The following is a 15,467-nucleotide window of genomic DNA, read 5'->3' as shown; positions in this document are numbered from 1 at the left end:
TTTTATAAAGCCTTAATATATCAGTTACTTGTGATGTCAGCACCGAAGTACTTGTTTGAGATCTCTGCAAGAGTTCCGTCTTCGCGAAGCTCTGAGATAGCCTGGTTAATTGCCTCTCTGAGAGAATCGTTGTCAGCACCCTTTGCAAGAGGGATTGCGTACATAGTAACTTCATCGTCCATAGCTGCAACCTTGAGCTCTGTGGTTCCTGTGGTCTTGAAATAGTCCTGAGCTGAAGTGTTGGCATTGATCGTAGCATCAACTGTTCCGTTGAGAACCAGTGTCATTGTCTCGCCGATGGTGTCAACGTTTGAACATGTAGCGCCGTGCTCGATGCCCATTGCCTCGTAGGTTGAACCTGCTGAGTTAGCTGTTGTCTTGCCTGCAAGATCATCGAAGGAATTGATGTCATTGTTGGAAGCAAGGGTAACAACTACAGCGTGGTCATAAGCATAAGGATGTGTGAAATCGTATGTCTCCTTACGGTCATCTGTAACGTCAACGCCGTTTGCCATCATATCGAAGGTTCCGGTTGTAACACCTGTGAGGCCACCGTCAAATGCAACCTCCTGGAAATCAGGCTCTACGCCGAGCTTCTTGGCAATTGCTGCTGCGATCTCTACATCAAAGCCTACAAGCTCATCTGTAGTCTCATCGTGATAAGTAAATGGTGCCCAAACACCCTCTGTAGCGATTGTGATCTTGCCTGCCGCCTTGATCCTTGCAAGGTGGTCATTACTGCCGGCAGACTCTGTGCTGCCACCGGCCTGTGCTCCACAACCTGCTACTGTAACAGCTGTAAGGACAGTCATCAGTAACATAGATAGCTTTTTTCTCATAATTTCTGCTCCTTATAAAACTTCTTTCCTTAAATTAGATTGCACAAAATTCATTTTGAATAATAATACATCAGTTTTTGGTCAAACGCAAGAACTCTTTTGTCCTATCCATCTTAGGATTTTCAAAGAACTCAGCTCCTGTGCCTTCTTCCACCACTTTTCCGTCTGCCATGAATACCACTTTTGAGGATACTTCTTTTGCAAAAGAGATCTCGTGGGTCACCACTATCATGGTCATGCCCTCATGTGCCAGCTCCCTCATAACTTCCAGAACTTCCGCTGTAAGCTCGGGATCCAGCGCTGATGTAGGCTCGTCGAAATAAATGATATCCGGGTCCGTTGCCAAAGCCCTTGCTATTGCAACTCTCTGCTGCTGACCGCCTGATAACTGGCTCGGGTACTGGCCAGCATAATCTGCCATTCCGACTTTTCTCAGGACTTCAAGCGCCTTCTTTTCAGCTTCCTTTGTATGCACATGTCTTGCTGAAGTAAGGCCAAGCGTCACGTTGTGAAGAACCGTCTTATTGGCAAAGAGGTTGTAGTTCTGGAACACAAAACCTGTCCTCTTTCTGATGGCTGAGATATCCTCTCTGGAAACCTTCGGAAGATGATAGGTCTTTTCCCCAAAGACAAGTTCTCCCTCGTCGGCCTTCTCAAGGAAATTTATACAGCGAAGAAGCGTGGTCTTTCCTGAACCCGAAGGCCCAAGGATCGATACCACATCGCCCTTTTCAACAGTGAGGTCGACGCCCATAAGGACCTCGGTGGCGTCGAACTTTTTATGTAAATTTTTAACTTCAAGTAATGCCATATAAACCTCTTATTACTTTCTGACTCCGTAGCTTCCAAGTATCTTCTCGCCCTTCTTCTGCACAAAGGTAAGCACCGTACAGAATAAGAGGTAGACGATTGCAACCTCTATGTAGAGCGGCAGATAGTTATAGGATTGTCCTGCAATCTGCTTGGTTCTTGTAAACATCTCGACAACGGTGATGCTTGAAGCAAGAGATGTGTCTTTTACCATGCTGATAAGCGCGTTAAACAGGGACGGGAATGCTGTCCTGAAGGACTGCGGAAGAATGATGTGCCACATGATCTGCATAAAGTTCATGCCGACGCAGTAGCCGGCTTCAAGCTGTCCTGCCGGAACTGCCTCCATTGCAGCCCTCATGGTCTCTGCGCTGTAGGCTCCCTCGTTGATGGTGAACACGATAACCGCCATAACAAAGGGGTTTGCGTGTATTCCGATAAGCGGAAGTCCGTAGAATGCCACCATGAGCTGAACCAGGAGCGGCGTTCCTCTTATGACCCAGATATAAAATCTGCAGATCTGTTTAAGGATTGGCACCTCAGCAAACTGGACCATGGCCACAAGCACCGCCAGGACCGTTGAGAGGATAAAGGCGATGATTGCCAGTGGCAGTGTGACTTTGAGTCCGAATTCTAATATTTTGGGAAAAGAGCTGATGAGCAGCTCCATTGTCTTTTGACTAATCATTAAACTTTCTAAGCTCCGAATATGCCATAGGTACGGCAATTAATAGTGATAAAACATCTGCACAGGCCTGAGCCATCTCAACGCCCTGAATTCCGAGAAACTGTGGAAGGATCAGGATAAGTGGGATAAAGCAAAAGCCGTTTCTTGCTGATGCTGTGACTGATGCCTTGAAGCCCTTTCCGATGGACTGAAGCATCATGTTGCTGATAACAATTGCGCCGGACAAGGGAGTCGACATGCACATATAGCGCAGCGCCGTGGTTCCGACTTCCTTGGCGTACTGCAGGGTCTGAGCCGAATCAAGGTCGGCTGCTGCCTTTTCCCTGAAGAACAGGCTGATGATCTGTGGCGCGAATCTGTAGAAGATGACGCCGATGATGATCAGGAATATGGTTGAATACTTAACGCAGAACCAGAAGCCCTCTTTTACCCTTTTGGTAAGACCTGCGCCGTAGTTGAAGGAACAAACCGGCTGATAGCCCTGGCCGAATCCGATGAGAGCTGAGCCCATCATCAGCATAAGTCTTCCGGCAACGCTCATTCCGGCAATGGCTGCATCTCCGCCGATGGCTCCGGCTGTACGATTGAGGAGCAATGTGGAAATAGCTGCAAGTCCCTGACGGAAAAGAGATGGTGCACCTCCGTTTAGTACTTCAAGAAGGTAATGCCAGTTGAGCTTGACATTGCTGAGGCTCATCCTGATGTTCTCACCCTTGCTGGTTCCGATGAACAGTACGATGAAGCTGGTGAGCTGGCCCATCACTGTTGCGATGGCTGCGCCTCTTACCTGCATGTGGAAAACCAGGATAAGGAGCGGGTCGAGAACCATGTTCATAACCGCGCCTGACATAAGTCCTATCATGGCGTAGACAGCGCTCCCCTGGAAACGGAGCTGGTTGTTTATGACGAACTGAGCCATCATAAAAGGCGCTCCGAAGAGGATTATCCTCATGTAGTCTATGGTGAACTGCATTGTTGTGTCCGTAGCTCCTAGGAAATGGGCTATGGGTGCAGCGAAGATATTTCCTACAATTGCGAAGATGACTCCGACGATTGCCGCCATGGCAAAACCGGTGGATGCCATCTCATTAGCTTCCTTGTGATTTCCTGCTCCAAGCATCCTTGAGAGGTAATTGCCTGATCCGTGTCCAAAGAAGAATCCAAAAGCCTGGATTATGGCCATTACCGTGAACACAAGGCCTACGGATGCTGTAGCTGCGGTGTTCACCGCCGGGTTATCGGATACTCTCGCCACAAAGAATGTATCCGCTGTGTTGTAGATTGCTGTCACCAGCATACTGATGATTGTTGGTACCGAGAGCGATAAGATAAGCTTCGGAACCGGCGTGGTTGTGAGATATTCACGCCTGTCTCTTGGTTGTTTCATTTATCTTTAGTATTCCTTTTGCGCAATTTGTTTGTATGTAATCTATGGTATCACACCTGTCAAGTCTTTGAGTCAGTAGGGAGTCATTGGGGACGGTTCTCTTTGACTCCCTTTTGCTTGGATGTTTTATGCCCTCTTGATTATAGAAAAAGGGAGTCAAAAAGAACCGTCCCCAATGACTCCCGATTTAGTTCAGTCGTCCTTCAATGCGTCGAACTTAGCTTTCATGGTGGGATTGTTCCTGGTGAGCTTTTTGACGCTTACATCCTCTACCTTGCTGGTAGCAATACGCAGCTGATTATCAGAGCCCTGGAGCTCCTTCTTTACCTTCTCAAGGTGCTGAATTGTCTTGTCTATCTCATCAATAGCCTTGTCGAAGTGACTGTGTGCAAGCTCATAGTTTCTGCCAAAGTCATCCTTGAACTTCATAAGAGAATCCTCGAAGTTTGAGATGTCGATGTCCTGGTTGCGAACCATTGCAAGCTCCTGCTTGTAGGTAAGGGCATTGAAGGCCGCATTCCTAAGGAGCGTTATCATTGGAATAAAGCACTGCGGACGAACCACGTACATCTTGTCATACTTGTAGGAAACATCGACGATTCCTGCATTGTAGAGTTCGGAATCACTCTCGAGAAGGGATACAAGTACCGCATATTCACAGTTCTTTTCCTTCCTGTCTTTATCAAGCTCCTTGAAAAAATCCTCGTTCTTGTGCTTGGATGCTGTCTCGTCCATCTCATTCTTCATCTCAAACATGATGGAGATGATCTCGACGCCGTTATCGTCCGTTTCGCGGTAGATGTAGTCGCCTTTACTTCCGCTTCTTATGTCATTGTCTTTTTCAAAATATGCATTCCTGAAGGCAGTTGCCCTTAGCTGATTGAACTGGATCTCGCAGTGCTGCTCCAGAGTCTCGCCCACCATCTTAGTGGACATCTTGGTCTTTAAGTCCTTGTAGAACTCAACTTCCTTCTCCTTTTGTTCAAGCAGGACTTTACCGCGGTCCTTCTCCTGCTGAAGCTGATTCTCAAGGTCATGGGCTTTCTCGGAAAGCTCAAGTTCCGTTTCATGAGCTTTTCTGGTCAGCTCATCGAGCCTTGCCTGCTTCTCATCCTCAACCTTCTTGACCGCCTCCATTACAGCGAGCTTCTGCCTGTCGTCACTGCTCTGCATTTCAAGAGACAGCTTAGTGTTCTTCTCCTGCTCCTGCCTTAGAAGTTCCTTGAGTTTGTCTGCTTCGGAAGCTTTCTCTTCCTTAAGCTTCTCAATCTCTTTGGTCTTTTCTTCTCTTAACTTGTCTATCTCTTCTTCGTACTGCTGCCTGGTCTTTAAGACTATCTTGTCTTCAATAGAATCAAGCTCCAGTTTGTGTTTCTCCTGAAGGTGTTTCTGAAGCTCTTCCGTTCTTCTTGTCAGGTCTTTTTCAAATTCCTTATCCCTAATCTGCTGAACGATTGAGCTAAGCTCTGTATCATCTACCGTAAATGCCTGTCCACAGTGTGGGCACTTAAGTTCTGCCATAGTTATTCCCCCTGTTATACATAGTTTGATTACCCATTGGATAATTATAACATGTTCCGCCACCTCTTTGGTGAGTCACCGGGGAGTCATTGGGGACGGTTCTCTTTGACTCCTCTGAGTCACCGGGTGAGTCACCGGGGACGTTTCAGTTTGACTCACAAAAGTTTTTTACCTGTCAAAAGACCTCATCCCCTCCTCTCTGCCATAAAATAAAGCCCGAAAAAAGATTTTGTGCAAGCTTTTTACCTGTTAACAAGCCAACTACTCCCTTTCCTGCCATAAAATAATCCCCCAAAAAGGATTACGTGCACTCTTTTTACCTGTCAAAAAACCTAAAACTCCTCGCCCTGCCATAAATCCCGCAATCGACTCATTGCACACAAGGAGTCAAAGAGAACCGTCCCCACTGACTCATTGCATGCAATGAGTCAAACTGAAACGTCCCCGGTGACTCACTTTACATATTGAATAGTTATTCATGTTATAATATAAAAAACATTAATTTATTTCTTATCGAACACATCACCCTATACTCTCACTCGGAGGATACGACTATGATGATGAAGATTCCTGCAGGCACCGTGATCATTCAGGAAGGTGAATCCAATATGGATATGTACAAGATCATATCCGGTCACGCAGAAATATACACGGGCTATGGTACTGAATACGAATCCATTCTGGCCATCAAATCCAAGGATGATTATTTTGGAGAGATGGGTCTTTTTACAGGCGGAAAGCCTGCTGTTTACACGGTTGTTGCCTACTCGGATCTATTGCTTCTGCGCATCACAGAAGCAGACGTGGATGAATTCATCCTGAAAAACCATGTAGACGTCTACAAGATAATGAAGCATTTTGCTGAAACCATGTACAGCATGAAATTCGGGATGGACATGGTTATGGAGGACAGGACTCTGTCCAGCAATAATGCCCGTCTCAAGAAATTCTCAGGTTTTTACTCAAAGATGTTTGCACAATATAACGCAACAATGATGATGGATCCAATGGCACACTTTAACCAAAAGGCATAATACATTTTTCAGGAGGTAATGGCTATGGTATATAGGGATTTTCAGGGAATAAAGCTTTCAGGTCTCGGTTTTGGCGCAATGAGACTCCCGGTAATTGACGGTGATGACAGTAATATCGATAAGCCGAAGGCTTTTGAGATGGTGGACAAGGCTATGTCCGAAGGCATCAATTATTATGACACTGCCTGGGGCTACCACAACGGCAACTCCGAGATCGTCATGGGCGAAGCCCTCGCCAAGTATCCGAGGGAGAGTTTTTATATTGCCACCAAGTTCCCCGGCTATGACCTTTCAAACATGTCCAAGGTAAAAGAGATCTTTGAAAAGCAGCTTGAAAAGACCGGCATGGAGTACTTTGATTTTTATCTTTTCCACAATGTCTGCGAAATGAATATCAATCAGTACCTGGATCCCAAGTTTGGCATTTTCGATTATCTGATGGAACAGAAAAAGAATGGCAGGATTAAGCATCTTGGTTTTTCCTGCCACGGCGAAATGGAGACGCTAAAGCGCTTTATTGATGCCTATGGCGAGCACATGGAATTCTGCCAGATCCAGCTCAACTATCTTGACTGGAAGTTCCAGGATGCCAAGGCTAAGGTAGATCTCTTAAATGAAAAGGGAATTCCCGTTTGGGTTATGGAGCCCCTCCGCGGAGGTAAGCTGGCTAAGCTCGACGATAAGTTTGAAACCGAGTTAAAAGAGCTAAGACCTGATGAAGCAATTCCCGCCTGGGCCTTCAGGTTCCTTCAGAGCACAAAGGGTGTAACCATGGTGCTCTCAGGCATGTCCAACATGCAGCAGCTTGAAGATAACATCAGGACCTTCAAGGAAGATAAGCCTCTTAACGAAAAAGAAATGACGGCACTTATGTCAGTTGTCGACAGAATGCTCGAGAGAAAGTCCATTCCCTGCACTGCCTGTCACTACTGCGTAAGCCACTGCCCACAGGGCCTTGATATACCACATTTGATCTCTCTTTATAATGAACACTTTATTACAATTGAAGGCGGAGGATTCGACTTCATCGCTCCCATGGCACTTTCAGCCATTCCTGATGAGAAAAGACCTGCCTCCTGCCTCCACTGCCACTGCTGCGAGCAGGTTTGCCCTCAGCAGATAAAGATTTCCGACATGATGAGCGATTTTGTTTCCGAAATCGGATAAAATGAACCCTGGGGACGGAGTCAGTGGCTCATTTTCTGACAATTATTTCAAAAAGAAACTTCTTTCTGAAAATGAGCCACTGACTCCGTCCCCAGGGTTCAAAACGGCTAAGCAAGCACCCCAAAAAAATAAAGCCTGAGGAATTGCTCCTCAGGCCTTTTCTTTATCTCTTATACATCGGAATTGTCTGCAGTTTATGCAGGTTAAGTCTATGCAGTCTGTCGATCTTCTCTTTTATCTCCAGGTCCTCAATCTCACCGGTCCTTACGTACTTATCCAGCATCGCATAAGTAAATCCAAGCTTGTCCTCATCTGACATTCCTGAAAGTCCGTCTGATGGAGTCTTGTGAATAAGCTCAGAAGGAAGTCCCAGCTCATCACCGATCTGAAGCATCTCGCAAACGAGGAAGTCTGAGCAGGGGCTGAAATCGCCGGCTGCATCGCCGTACTTGGTTGAATAACCAACGTAGTCCTCGGAAGCATTGCAGGTATTAGCCACACGTCCTCCCTCGGGAAGTGACTGCGCAATTGCATATAGTGTAGTCATTCTAAGTCTTGGCGGAGTGTTGATGATTGCATCCTTACCGGGCTCAACGCCTGCTGCCTTAAGAGCATTCATCTCGCCCTCAAAAGCCTCAGCGATGTTGACTGTGTAATTCCTGATTCCAAGGAACTCAACAACCTTCTGTGAATCCGAGATGTCTTTTTGCTCGCCGTTAGGCATCATAACGCCTACCACGCGCTCTTTTCCCAGAGCCTTAACAAGGAGCGCTGCAACAATCGTTGAGTCCTTGCCTCCGGAAATACCAATGACGGCACTGGCCTTCGGACCATTATTCGAAAACCATTCCTGAATCCAGGCAACAATATTTTCTATTTCTTTCTTTGCATCAAAGCTCCTCATTCTCCATCCTCCAATTTATACACCTCTGAAGGTAATCAACATAATCAGGATTCTTGCACATTCCCTTGCCTTCAACGTCAGAAACCTTTGCTACATCCTGTCCGTTGCAGGCTGTTGTCTTCATAACGATGTTGAGAGCAGGAACCTTGGTATCATTTGAAATGTAGGTTCCGATTCCGAAAGCAACCTTTGCTCTTCCGGCAAAGTGTGCATTGATGTCGTTAGCGCGCTTGAAATCAAGGCTGTCACTAAAGAGCAGTGTCTTTGTGGCAGGATCGATGCCAAGGCTCTTATAGTGTGCGATCATCTTCTCGCCCCACTCGATCGGATCTCCTGAGTCATGACGAACACCTGAGAACAGAGTTGAGAATGTCAGCTGGAAGTCGCGCAGGAAGCAGTCTGTAGTGATTGCATCGGTAAGCGCTGTTCCATTCAGGATTCCGTACTCCTTTACCCAGTAGTCAAGAGCGTACCAGTTTGAGTAAGCCGGATTGTGCTTGTGATTGCCCTGTCCTACGCACATGATCCACTCATGAGCCATGGTTCCGACAGGTGTAACACCGTGCTTCTTGGCAAGAAGTACATTTGATGTTCCAACGAACTTAGAGCCTGTTCCGTCGAGCTTAGCTTCCTTTAACTTAAGTACTGCAAGCTCCTGAGCCTCAGCTGAGAGCCTTCTCCTTAAGCCGAACTCTGAGAATGCCCCGATCTTGTATGTTCCATCTGTTAAAAGAGCTATCTTCTCAACGAGCTTCTGCTCAAAGGATTCCATGAGCTCCTCATAGTCATAATTCATTCTGAAGTATACTTCGTTTACAATCGCAAGAGTAGGAATCTCGTACATTGAAGTGTTGAGCCATGTACCGTTGGTCTCGATTGAAAGTCCGCACTCTGCATCTGTTGTAATGGTGAAGTCCTCATATCTTGGGTGCCACAGTCTGAGGAAATCAACGTAGGACTTTTTGATCCACTTGATGCTTGCAAGGTAGTTAAGCTCATCCTCAGTAAAGTTTAAGTCGCAGTAGAGATATATCTGTCTCTTTATCTCCTCAACCATCTCGGCTGTGAACTTCACGTCCTTGTTACGGCACCTGAAGGTCCAGGTTGTGGTGTAATCAGGGAAGTTGTGATAGATTGCCTGTCCCATTGAAAATTTGTACAGGTCTGTTTCAAGTAAACTGTCAATAATTGGATTCATTGGATCCTCCTCTAATTTTCCTGTTTTTAACAGGTAATTTCTAAATACAACATTTATGTCCTCTGACAGATCCATGGGGTTTTCGCGGATTTCGGTTCCGCTCACCTGCACAATGGTTCGATCCACCAGATTAAATGTATGATCGGGATAGATAGGCCCCAGCTTTTCCACATAGGAAGGCTCACCGGTGTACCAGTTAAAGTGTGCGCTGTCCGGGTCTATACCTGCGGAGGAAAAGAGCTCTTTTCCCCATGCAACCCAGTTCTCGTGGGTGAAGGTACCGTCGAGGCCGATCTTCTTGTCGTCGATGATGGCAACGGTAACCCTTGGGTTATCTCTGAACATCTCTTTGACGAGCTTATAACGCACGGTGAAAGGAAGGAAGTCTTTTCCCCTGTCCTCCTGATAACCACACACGGCGATGATCATTCTGTCATTCTCGTCTAAAGCTCTTTTTACAAGAGATTCATGTCCCTTATGAAACGGTATAAAGCACCCGAAAACTATTCCTATATTATCCATAGGTTATCTCCTTTGAAATCGCCGTCTCAATTATAGCACTTCAGCCAAGAGCGTTTGCGATATCTGCGATAAGGTCTTCCTTGTCCTCAAGGCCGCAGCTCATTCTTACAAGTCCTGCAGGGATTCCTGCCTCAAGGAGCTGTTCGTCTGTCATCTGTCTGTGTGTTGATGTTGCGGGATTCAGGCAGCATGTTCTTGCATCGGCAACGTGAGTCTCGATGGCTGCCAGCTTAAGCTTCTTCATGAAGCTCTCTGCAGCTGCTCTTCCGCCCTTAAGCTCGAAGGAAACAACGCCGCAGCCGCCGTTTGGCATGTACTTCTGTGCCAGCTCATAGTATGGATCAGACTCAAGTCCGGGATAGTTAACCTTGGCAACTTCCTCTCTTGTCTGAAGGAACTTAGCAACAGCAAGGCCGTTCTCAACGTGGCGAGGCATGCGGACATGCAGGGATTCAAGACCAAGGTTTAAAAGAAATGCATTCTGAGGTGACTGTATACAACCAAGGTCGCGCATCAGCTGTGCTGTAGCCTTTGTGATGAAAGCGCCGGCGTTTCCGAACTTCTCGGCATAAACAATTCCGTGGTAGGACTCATCAGGTGTTGTAAGTCCCGGGTATTTATCAGCATGAGCCATCCAGTCGAACTTGCCGGAATCAACGATAACTCCGCCAACTGCTGCTCCGTGGCCGTCCATGTACTTGGTGGTTGAATGTGTAACGATATCTGCGCCCCACTCGATAGGCCTGCAGTTTACAGGTGTCGGGAAGGTGTTGTCCACAATAAGCGGAACTCCGTGTCTGTGAGCTGCATTTGCGAATCTCTCTATATCAAGAACTGTAAGCGCAGGGTTTGCGATGGTCTCACCGAACATTGCACGTGTGTTGTCCTTAAAAGCTGCATCCAGCTCCTCATCGGAAGCTGTAGGTGAAACGAATGTAACATCGATGCCCATCTTCTTCATGGTTACTTCAATGAGGTTGAAGGTTCCGCCGTAGATTGATGAAGAAGCTACGATGTGGCTTCCTGCCTCGCATATATTAAACAGGGCAAAAAAGTTTGCTGCCTGTCCCGAAGATGTCAGCATTGCTGCAGTTCCGCCCTCAAGCGCTGCAATCTTGGCAGCTACATAATCATTGGTGGGATTCTGAAGTCTTGTGTAGAAATATCCGGAAGCCTCAAGGTCAAAGAGCTTACCCATATCCTCGCTGGTGTCGTACTTAAAAGTAGTAGACTGAATGATCGGTATCTGCCTTGGCTCTCCGTTTCCGGGAGTGTATCCCGCCTGTACACATCTTGTTCCAATTCCCTGCTGACTCATTTTCAATTCCTCCAAAAACTTTTTTTAGATTCTACCTCACAGTATTATACTAATATTGCCCTCAAAAGTATAGCGCACGGGTCATACTCTTTTTATGCTTTTTTTAGACACATTGACGCAAAACCATAGTAAAATTATCGTGTAAAGGTGTTTGCTTCTCTTAAAGGCGGCTGTGCTTATGTTCATGACCCTTAAAAGAACTAAAATACTCGGCTGGGGTATGGCCATCAGTTTCCTGATGATCCATATCCTGATGATCTGCGTCTTTTATAAGTGCGGCGTTACGCCTATGGTGATCTTTAACGCATTCAGCATTGTCTTTTACATCTTTATGCTCTTTGTTCTATATAAAGAGTGGTTCCCCTTCTTTGCAGTTGCCATATATCTGGAAGTTGCAGCCCACATGACCTGCTCTGTCATTCTTACCGGCTGGAACAGCGGATTTCAGATAACGCTTATAGGTATGAGCGTTCTTGCCCTTTATTCGGAATACACAGGAAAAGCCCTTAAGCTTAAGATTATCAGAATGATGCCTGCATGCATTCTCGGCATGTTTCTTTATCTTGGTTCTTACGTGTATCTTCAGTATCACCCGGCTCCATACTCCCTTCCTGCAAAAACTGAATTTGCACTCTCCCTCTTATGGGGCGTTATTGTATTTGTGATCATGCTGTTTGTCCTGCAGCTCCTGGTCTACATCGCAATCTCCTCGGAGAACCAGCTTGAATACCAGCTCTCCCACGACAAGCTCACCGGTCTTCCTAATCGCTACTACCTCTCCACTCAGTTTGAGAATGTAGAAAAAGAGAATTCGGATTACTGGATAGCTATCTCAGACATCGACAATTTCAAGAAGATAAACGACAACTACGGTCACAACTGCGGAGACTATGTTCTCAAAACAATAGGTGAAATATTTGGAAAGAAAGATGTTCTTGTAGGTCGCTGGGGTGGAGAAGAATTTCTTTTCCTCAAGAAGATGGAAAAAGACACCGATCCCTTCAAGTACGTTGACGACATAAGAAAAGAAATTGAGCAGACCAACTTCAGTTATGAGGGCCAAAAGCTCGCTGTTACCATGACCTTCGGAATGTCATATTTCAGGGGAAGTGACGGACTCTACGGCGCCATCAGAGATGCGGATGAAAAGCTCTATGCCGGCAAGCACAGCGGCAAGAATAAGGTTGTGAATGTTATGGGCGGCGGAAATAACAGTGCAACCTCCTATCAGGATCCGCTCACCAGGGTCAAGAACAAACCTGCTTATGATAAGATGATCGAATCCCTGAACTGGGATATTCAAAATAAGACCGCTCAGTTCGGTATCGTTATAATTAAGCTCTTAGATGTTGCCATGATCAATGAGAGATATGGCCATGATAAAGGAAACGACTACATCGTCGGAGCATCCAAGATTATCTGCCAGATATTTGTGAACTCTCAGGTATTCAGGATCGGCGGAGATGACTTTGCGGTAGTTCTGACTAACAGGGATTATTATGACAGGGATAAGCTCTTTGAGGAGCTTAAAGACAGATATAAAGAAACTGCTGAGAATAGTGCAGTATCAGCTTGGGAGCGGTACAATGCAAGCTGCCGGATGGCTGTTTATGCTGACGGCGATGAAAGTGTTGAAACTGTACTCAGTAAATGAGTCAAACTGAAACGTCCCCGGTGACTCAAAAAAAGGAGTCAATGAGAACCGTCCCCATTGACTCCTTCATAATTAAAGTAAATGTGCTCTGAGCTCTTCAGGGCTCTGGCTTGAAAGGTATGCAGGTGGAATGTCGAGCATTGTCTTGCAGCCCTTAGCGCCTTCTGCCTGGAGCTTGTATGCTGCTCTTGCAACAGCAACAAGTACGCTGGTTGTGAACTCAGGGTTTGAATCGAGCTTTAAGCTGTACTCGATGATGTGGTTGTGCTCCTTGTCAGCACCGGTCTTACCACTTCTGAATACGAATCCGCCGTGAGCCATTCCGCTGTGGTTCTTAAGGAGTTCCTCTTCGCTGATGAAGTGAACTGTTGTGTCGTAGTCAGCAAAGTAGTTAGGCATCTCCTTGATCTCTTTCTCAACAGCTGCAGCATCTGCGCCCTCTTCAAGAACTACGAAGCACTCTCTTGTGTGCTTGTCTCTTGTGGTGAGCTCAGGGTTCTTGCCGCTTCTAACTGCCTCGAGTGCGCTCTCTACAGGGATTGTGTACTGCTTGGCATTCTTGACACCCTTAACTCGTCTGATGGCATCTGAATGTCCCTGGGATACGCCCTTGCCCCAGAATGTATAGTCGTTACCGTCCGGAAGAATAGCATTTGAATATACTCTTGCAAGTGAGAACATTCCTGGATCCCATCCGCAGGAGATAACAGCAACCTTGCCGGCTTCCTTAGCTGAAGCATCAACATTTGCAAAGTGCTCAGGAATCCTTGCGTGAGTGTCAAAGCTGTCTACTACGTTAAAGAGCTTTGCATACTCAGGAGTCTGAACAGGAAGATCGGTTGCACTTCCGCCGCAAAGGATCATTACATCGATCTTGTCTTTCCAATCAGCAGCTTCGCTGACAGAAACAACAGGAACACCGGCAGTTCTGATAGATAGAGATGCCGGATCTCTTCTTGTGAAAACAGCTACAAGCTCCATATCGGGAGCAGCTGCAACTGCGAGTTCTACGCCTTTTCCAAGGTTACCGTAACCAAGGATACCAATTCTGATACTCATTAAATTTCCTCCTCCAAACTGATAAATCATGTGCAATTAAAGTGTATTATACAGCAAAAGATGGTATACTAAAAGAAAAAAAGGGGGTTTTTGGGTATGCTAAGTGAGTACACCAAGATACCAGCATCAATGAATTCGAATGTGGCCCTCAAAATTATACCAGGCCACTACGCTACCACCCACTCTCATATCACCAATTATATGGAGATTGGTACCATGAAGACTCGTTGCAGCGAAGCTCATGGTGTAGCAGCAATTCTGGCAATGCACTACACAATTTCCACACCTGTGGATACCATTGTATGTGCTGACGGAACTGAAGTTATCGGAACTTACCTTGCAGAAGAGCTCACAAGAGCCGGAGTTCTCAACTACAATGCACACAGAACAGTCTATGTCATTGCGCCTGAGTACACATCAAGTGGCCAGATCATCTTCCGCGACAATCTTCAGCTCGCCATCAGAGGCAAACACGTACTGCTTCTTATGGGCTCACTTACAACCGGAAGAACTTTAGAGCACCTCATGGAGGGCGTACGCTACTACGGAGCCAACGTATCCGGTGCCTGCGCAATCTTCAGTGCGGTAAAAGAGGTTGATGGCATACTTGTAAATGCCGTATTCCACCCTGAAGAAATACCTAACTACCAGTCCTATTCACCGGCTGAGTGTCCGCTTTGCAAAAACGGAACACCGATCGATGCACTGGTTAACAGTTTTGGCTACAGCGAGCTAAAATAATCTTAGTATCATGCAGGGTTGGCGCCGAAAGCATCAGCGCCGACCCTTTTTATATATGGAGGAAAAAATGGGAAAAAAGTCGATCAAAGAGGATAAGAATGTTTACTTCGTAGCCAGGGAAGAGGCAGGCCTTACCAGAGCCCAGGCCAGTGAGCTCATCGGAACCATCAGCGAGAGCCGTCTTGAGAAGCTTGAGACCGGCAAGACAGCCATCGTTCCGGAAGACGTCGTAGATATGGCCCTTGCCTACAAGAAGCCCGAGCTTTGCAACTACTACTGCACACATGAGTGTCGTATAGGAAAAGACTCTGTTCCGGAAGTTAAGAACGCCAGCCTCTCCGAGATAGTTCTTGGAATGCTTGCAGCCCTTAACTCTCTCGATGACCAGAAAAACCGCCTTATCGACATCACAGCAGACGGTGTCATCTCAGATGATGAGCTTCCTGATTTTGTTAGCATAGAGAAGCAGCTCGATCTTATTGATTCCACAGTAGAGTCTCTCAAGATCTGGGTTGCCAGCACTATTGCAGACGGCAAGATCAATAAAACAAAATTACAGAATTTAAGAAAACAATAAAAAATTTATTCTTTATTTACAATCTCTGTCACTTAATGTGTTATGCTC

14 protein-coding genes and 1 pseudogene are annotated in these 15,467 nt (G+C 46.3%); 5 read left to right on the top strand and 10 right to left on the bottom strand.

The genetic code is table 11. The annotated features are described in order from the left end of the window. Positions 1-20: 20 nt before the first annotated feature. From G589_RS0111530 to G589_RS0111510, 5 genes are all read right to left on the bottom strand, one after another. The gene (locus G589_RS0111530) at positions 21-839 is read right to left on the bottom strand and encodes a transporter substrate-binding domain-containing protein (RefSeq protein ID WP_026522253.1); all 819 of its coding nucleotides are present in this window, start codon (positions 837-839) and stop codon (positions 21-23) included. Positions 840-909: 70 nt separating this feature from the next. Further along, positions 910-1,650: an amino acid ABC transporter ATP-binding protein gene (locus tag G589_RS0111525; RefSeq protein WP_026522252.1), complete on the bottom strand. Its 741-nt coding sequence runs from the start codon at positions 1,648-1,650 to the stop codon at positions 910-912. A 12-nt stretch (positions 1,651-1,662) separates the two neighbouring features. Beyond that, on the bottom strand, positions 1,663-2,337 hold the full coding sequence (locus G589_RS0111520) for an amino acid ABC transporter permease (protein ID WP_035775951.1): 675 nt from the start codon (positions 2,335-2,337) through the stop codon (positions 1,663-1,665). Continuing rightward, the gene (locus tag G589_RS0111515) at positions 2,330-3,724 is read right to left on the bottom strand and encodes an MATE family efflux transporter (RefSeq protein ID WP_026522250.1); all 1,395 of its coding nucleotides are present in this window, start codon (positions 3,722-3,724) and stop codon (positions 2,330-2,332) included. Before G589_RS0111515 ends, G589_RS0111520 begins: the two co-directional genes overlap by 8 nt. Positions 3,725-3,916: 192 nt before the next feature. Beyond that, positions 3,917-5,245 (bottom strand): DUF2130 domain-containing protein, encoded by a 1,329-nt coding sequence (locus G589_RS0111510; RefSeq protein WP_026522249.1) that lies wholly within the window; start codon positions 5,243-5,245, stop codon positions 3,917-3,919. Between the two features lie 554 nt (positions 5,246-5,799). Between G589_RS0111510 and G589_RS0111500 the strand changes: the two genes are divergently transcribed. Then, entirely contained in the window at positions 5,800-6,279 is a 480-nt protein-coding gene (locus G589_RS0111500; protein ID WP_026522248.1) for a cyclic nucleotide-binding domain-containing protein, read from the top strand. 24 nt (positions 6,280-6,303) lie between these two features. Next, positions 6,304-7,446: an aldo/keto reductase gene (locus tag G589_RS0111495; RefSeq protein ID WP_026522247.1), complete on the top strand. Its 1,143-nt coding sequence runs from the start codon at positions 6,304-6,306 to the stop codon at positions 7,444-7,446. 163 nt (positions 7,447-7,609) lie between these two features. On the opposite strand, the gene nadE is transcribed toward G589_RS0111495, so the two are convergent. The 4 genes and pseudogenes from nadE to G589_RS0111475 all read right to left on the bottom strand — a co-directional run bounded on the left by nadE (position 7,610) and on the right by G589_RS0111475 (position 11,388). After that, positions 7,610-8,350: an NAD(+) synthase gene (nadE, locus tag G589_RS0111490; RefSeq protein ID WP_026522246.1), complete on the bottom strand. Its 741-nt coding sequence runs from the start codon at positions 8,348-8,350 to the stop codon at positions 7,610-7,612. Continuing rightward, positions 8,337-9,548: a nicotinate phosphoribosyltransferase gene (pncB, locus tag G589_RS0111485; protein ID WP_026522282.1), complete on the bottom strand. Its 1,212-nt coding sequence runs from the start codon at positions 9,546-9,548 to the stop codon at positions 8,337-8,339. Before pncB ends, nadE begins: the two co-directional genes overlap by 14 nt. A gap of 312 nt (positions 9,549-9,860) precedes the next feature. Beyond that, positions 9,861-10,070: pseudogene (locus tag G589_RS22430) on the bottom strand (adenylyltransferase/cytidyltransferase family protein); the annotation flags it as partial. A 40-nt stretch (positions 10,071-10,110) separates the two neighbouring features. After that, positions 10,111-11,388, bottom strand: coding sequence for an O-acetylhomoserine aminocarboxypropyltransferase/cysteine synthase family protein (locus G589_RS0111475; RefSeq protein WP_026522245.1), 1,278 nt, complete (start codon positions 11,386-11,388; stop codon positions 10,111-10,113). A 178-nt stretch (positions 11,389-11,566) separates the two neighbouring features. Here G589_RS0111475 and G589_RS21215 point away from each other — a divergent pair, with 178 nt between their 5' ends. Continuing rightward, entirely contained in the window at positions 11,567-13,042 is a 1,476-nt protein-coding gene (locus G589_RS21215; RefSeq protein WP_051192340.1) for a diguanylate cyclase, read from the top strand. Positions 13,043-13,114: 72 nt separating this feature from the next. Here the strand turns inward: G589_RS21215 and G589_RS0111465 are convergent, their stop codons facing one another. Further along, entirely contained in the window at positions 13,115-14,101 is a 987-nt protein-coding gene (locus G589_RS0111465; protein ID WP_022770255.1) for a diaminopimelate dehydrogenase, read from the bottom strand. A 96-nt stretch (positions 14,102-14,197) separates the two neighbouring features. Between G589_RS0111465 and G589_RS0111460 the strand changes: the two genes are divergently transcribed. Further along, positions 14,198-14,842, top strand: coding sequence for a phosphoribosyltransferase (locus G589_RS0111460; RefSeq protein WP_026522244.1), 645 nt, complete (start codon positions 14,198-14,200; stop codon positions 14,840-14,842). A 67-nt stretch (positions 14,843-14,909) separates the two neighbouring features. Continuing rightward, a complete protein-coding gene (locus G589_RS0111455) occupies positions 14,910-15,419 on the top strand; it encodes a helix-turn-helix domain-containing protein (RefSeq protein ID WP_022770252.1) in 510 nt (169 codons plus the stop codon). Positions 15,420-15,467 lie beyond the last annotated feature (48 nt).

The sequence above is a fragment of the Butyrivibrio sp. VCB2001 genome (assembly GCF_000423965.1).
Classification (GTDB): domain Bacteria; phylum Bacillota; class Clostridia; order Lachnospirales; family Lachnospiraceae; genus Butyrivibrio.
Note: the sequence above shows the minus strand (reverse complement) of the source record. Positions and strands in the feature narration are given on the sequence as shown.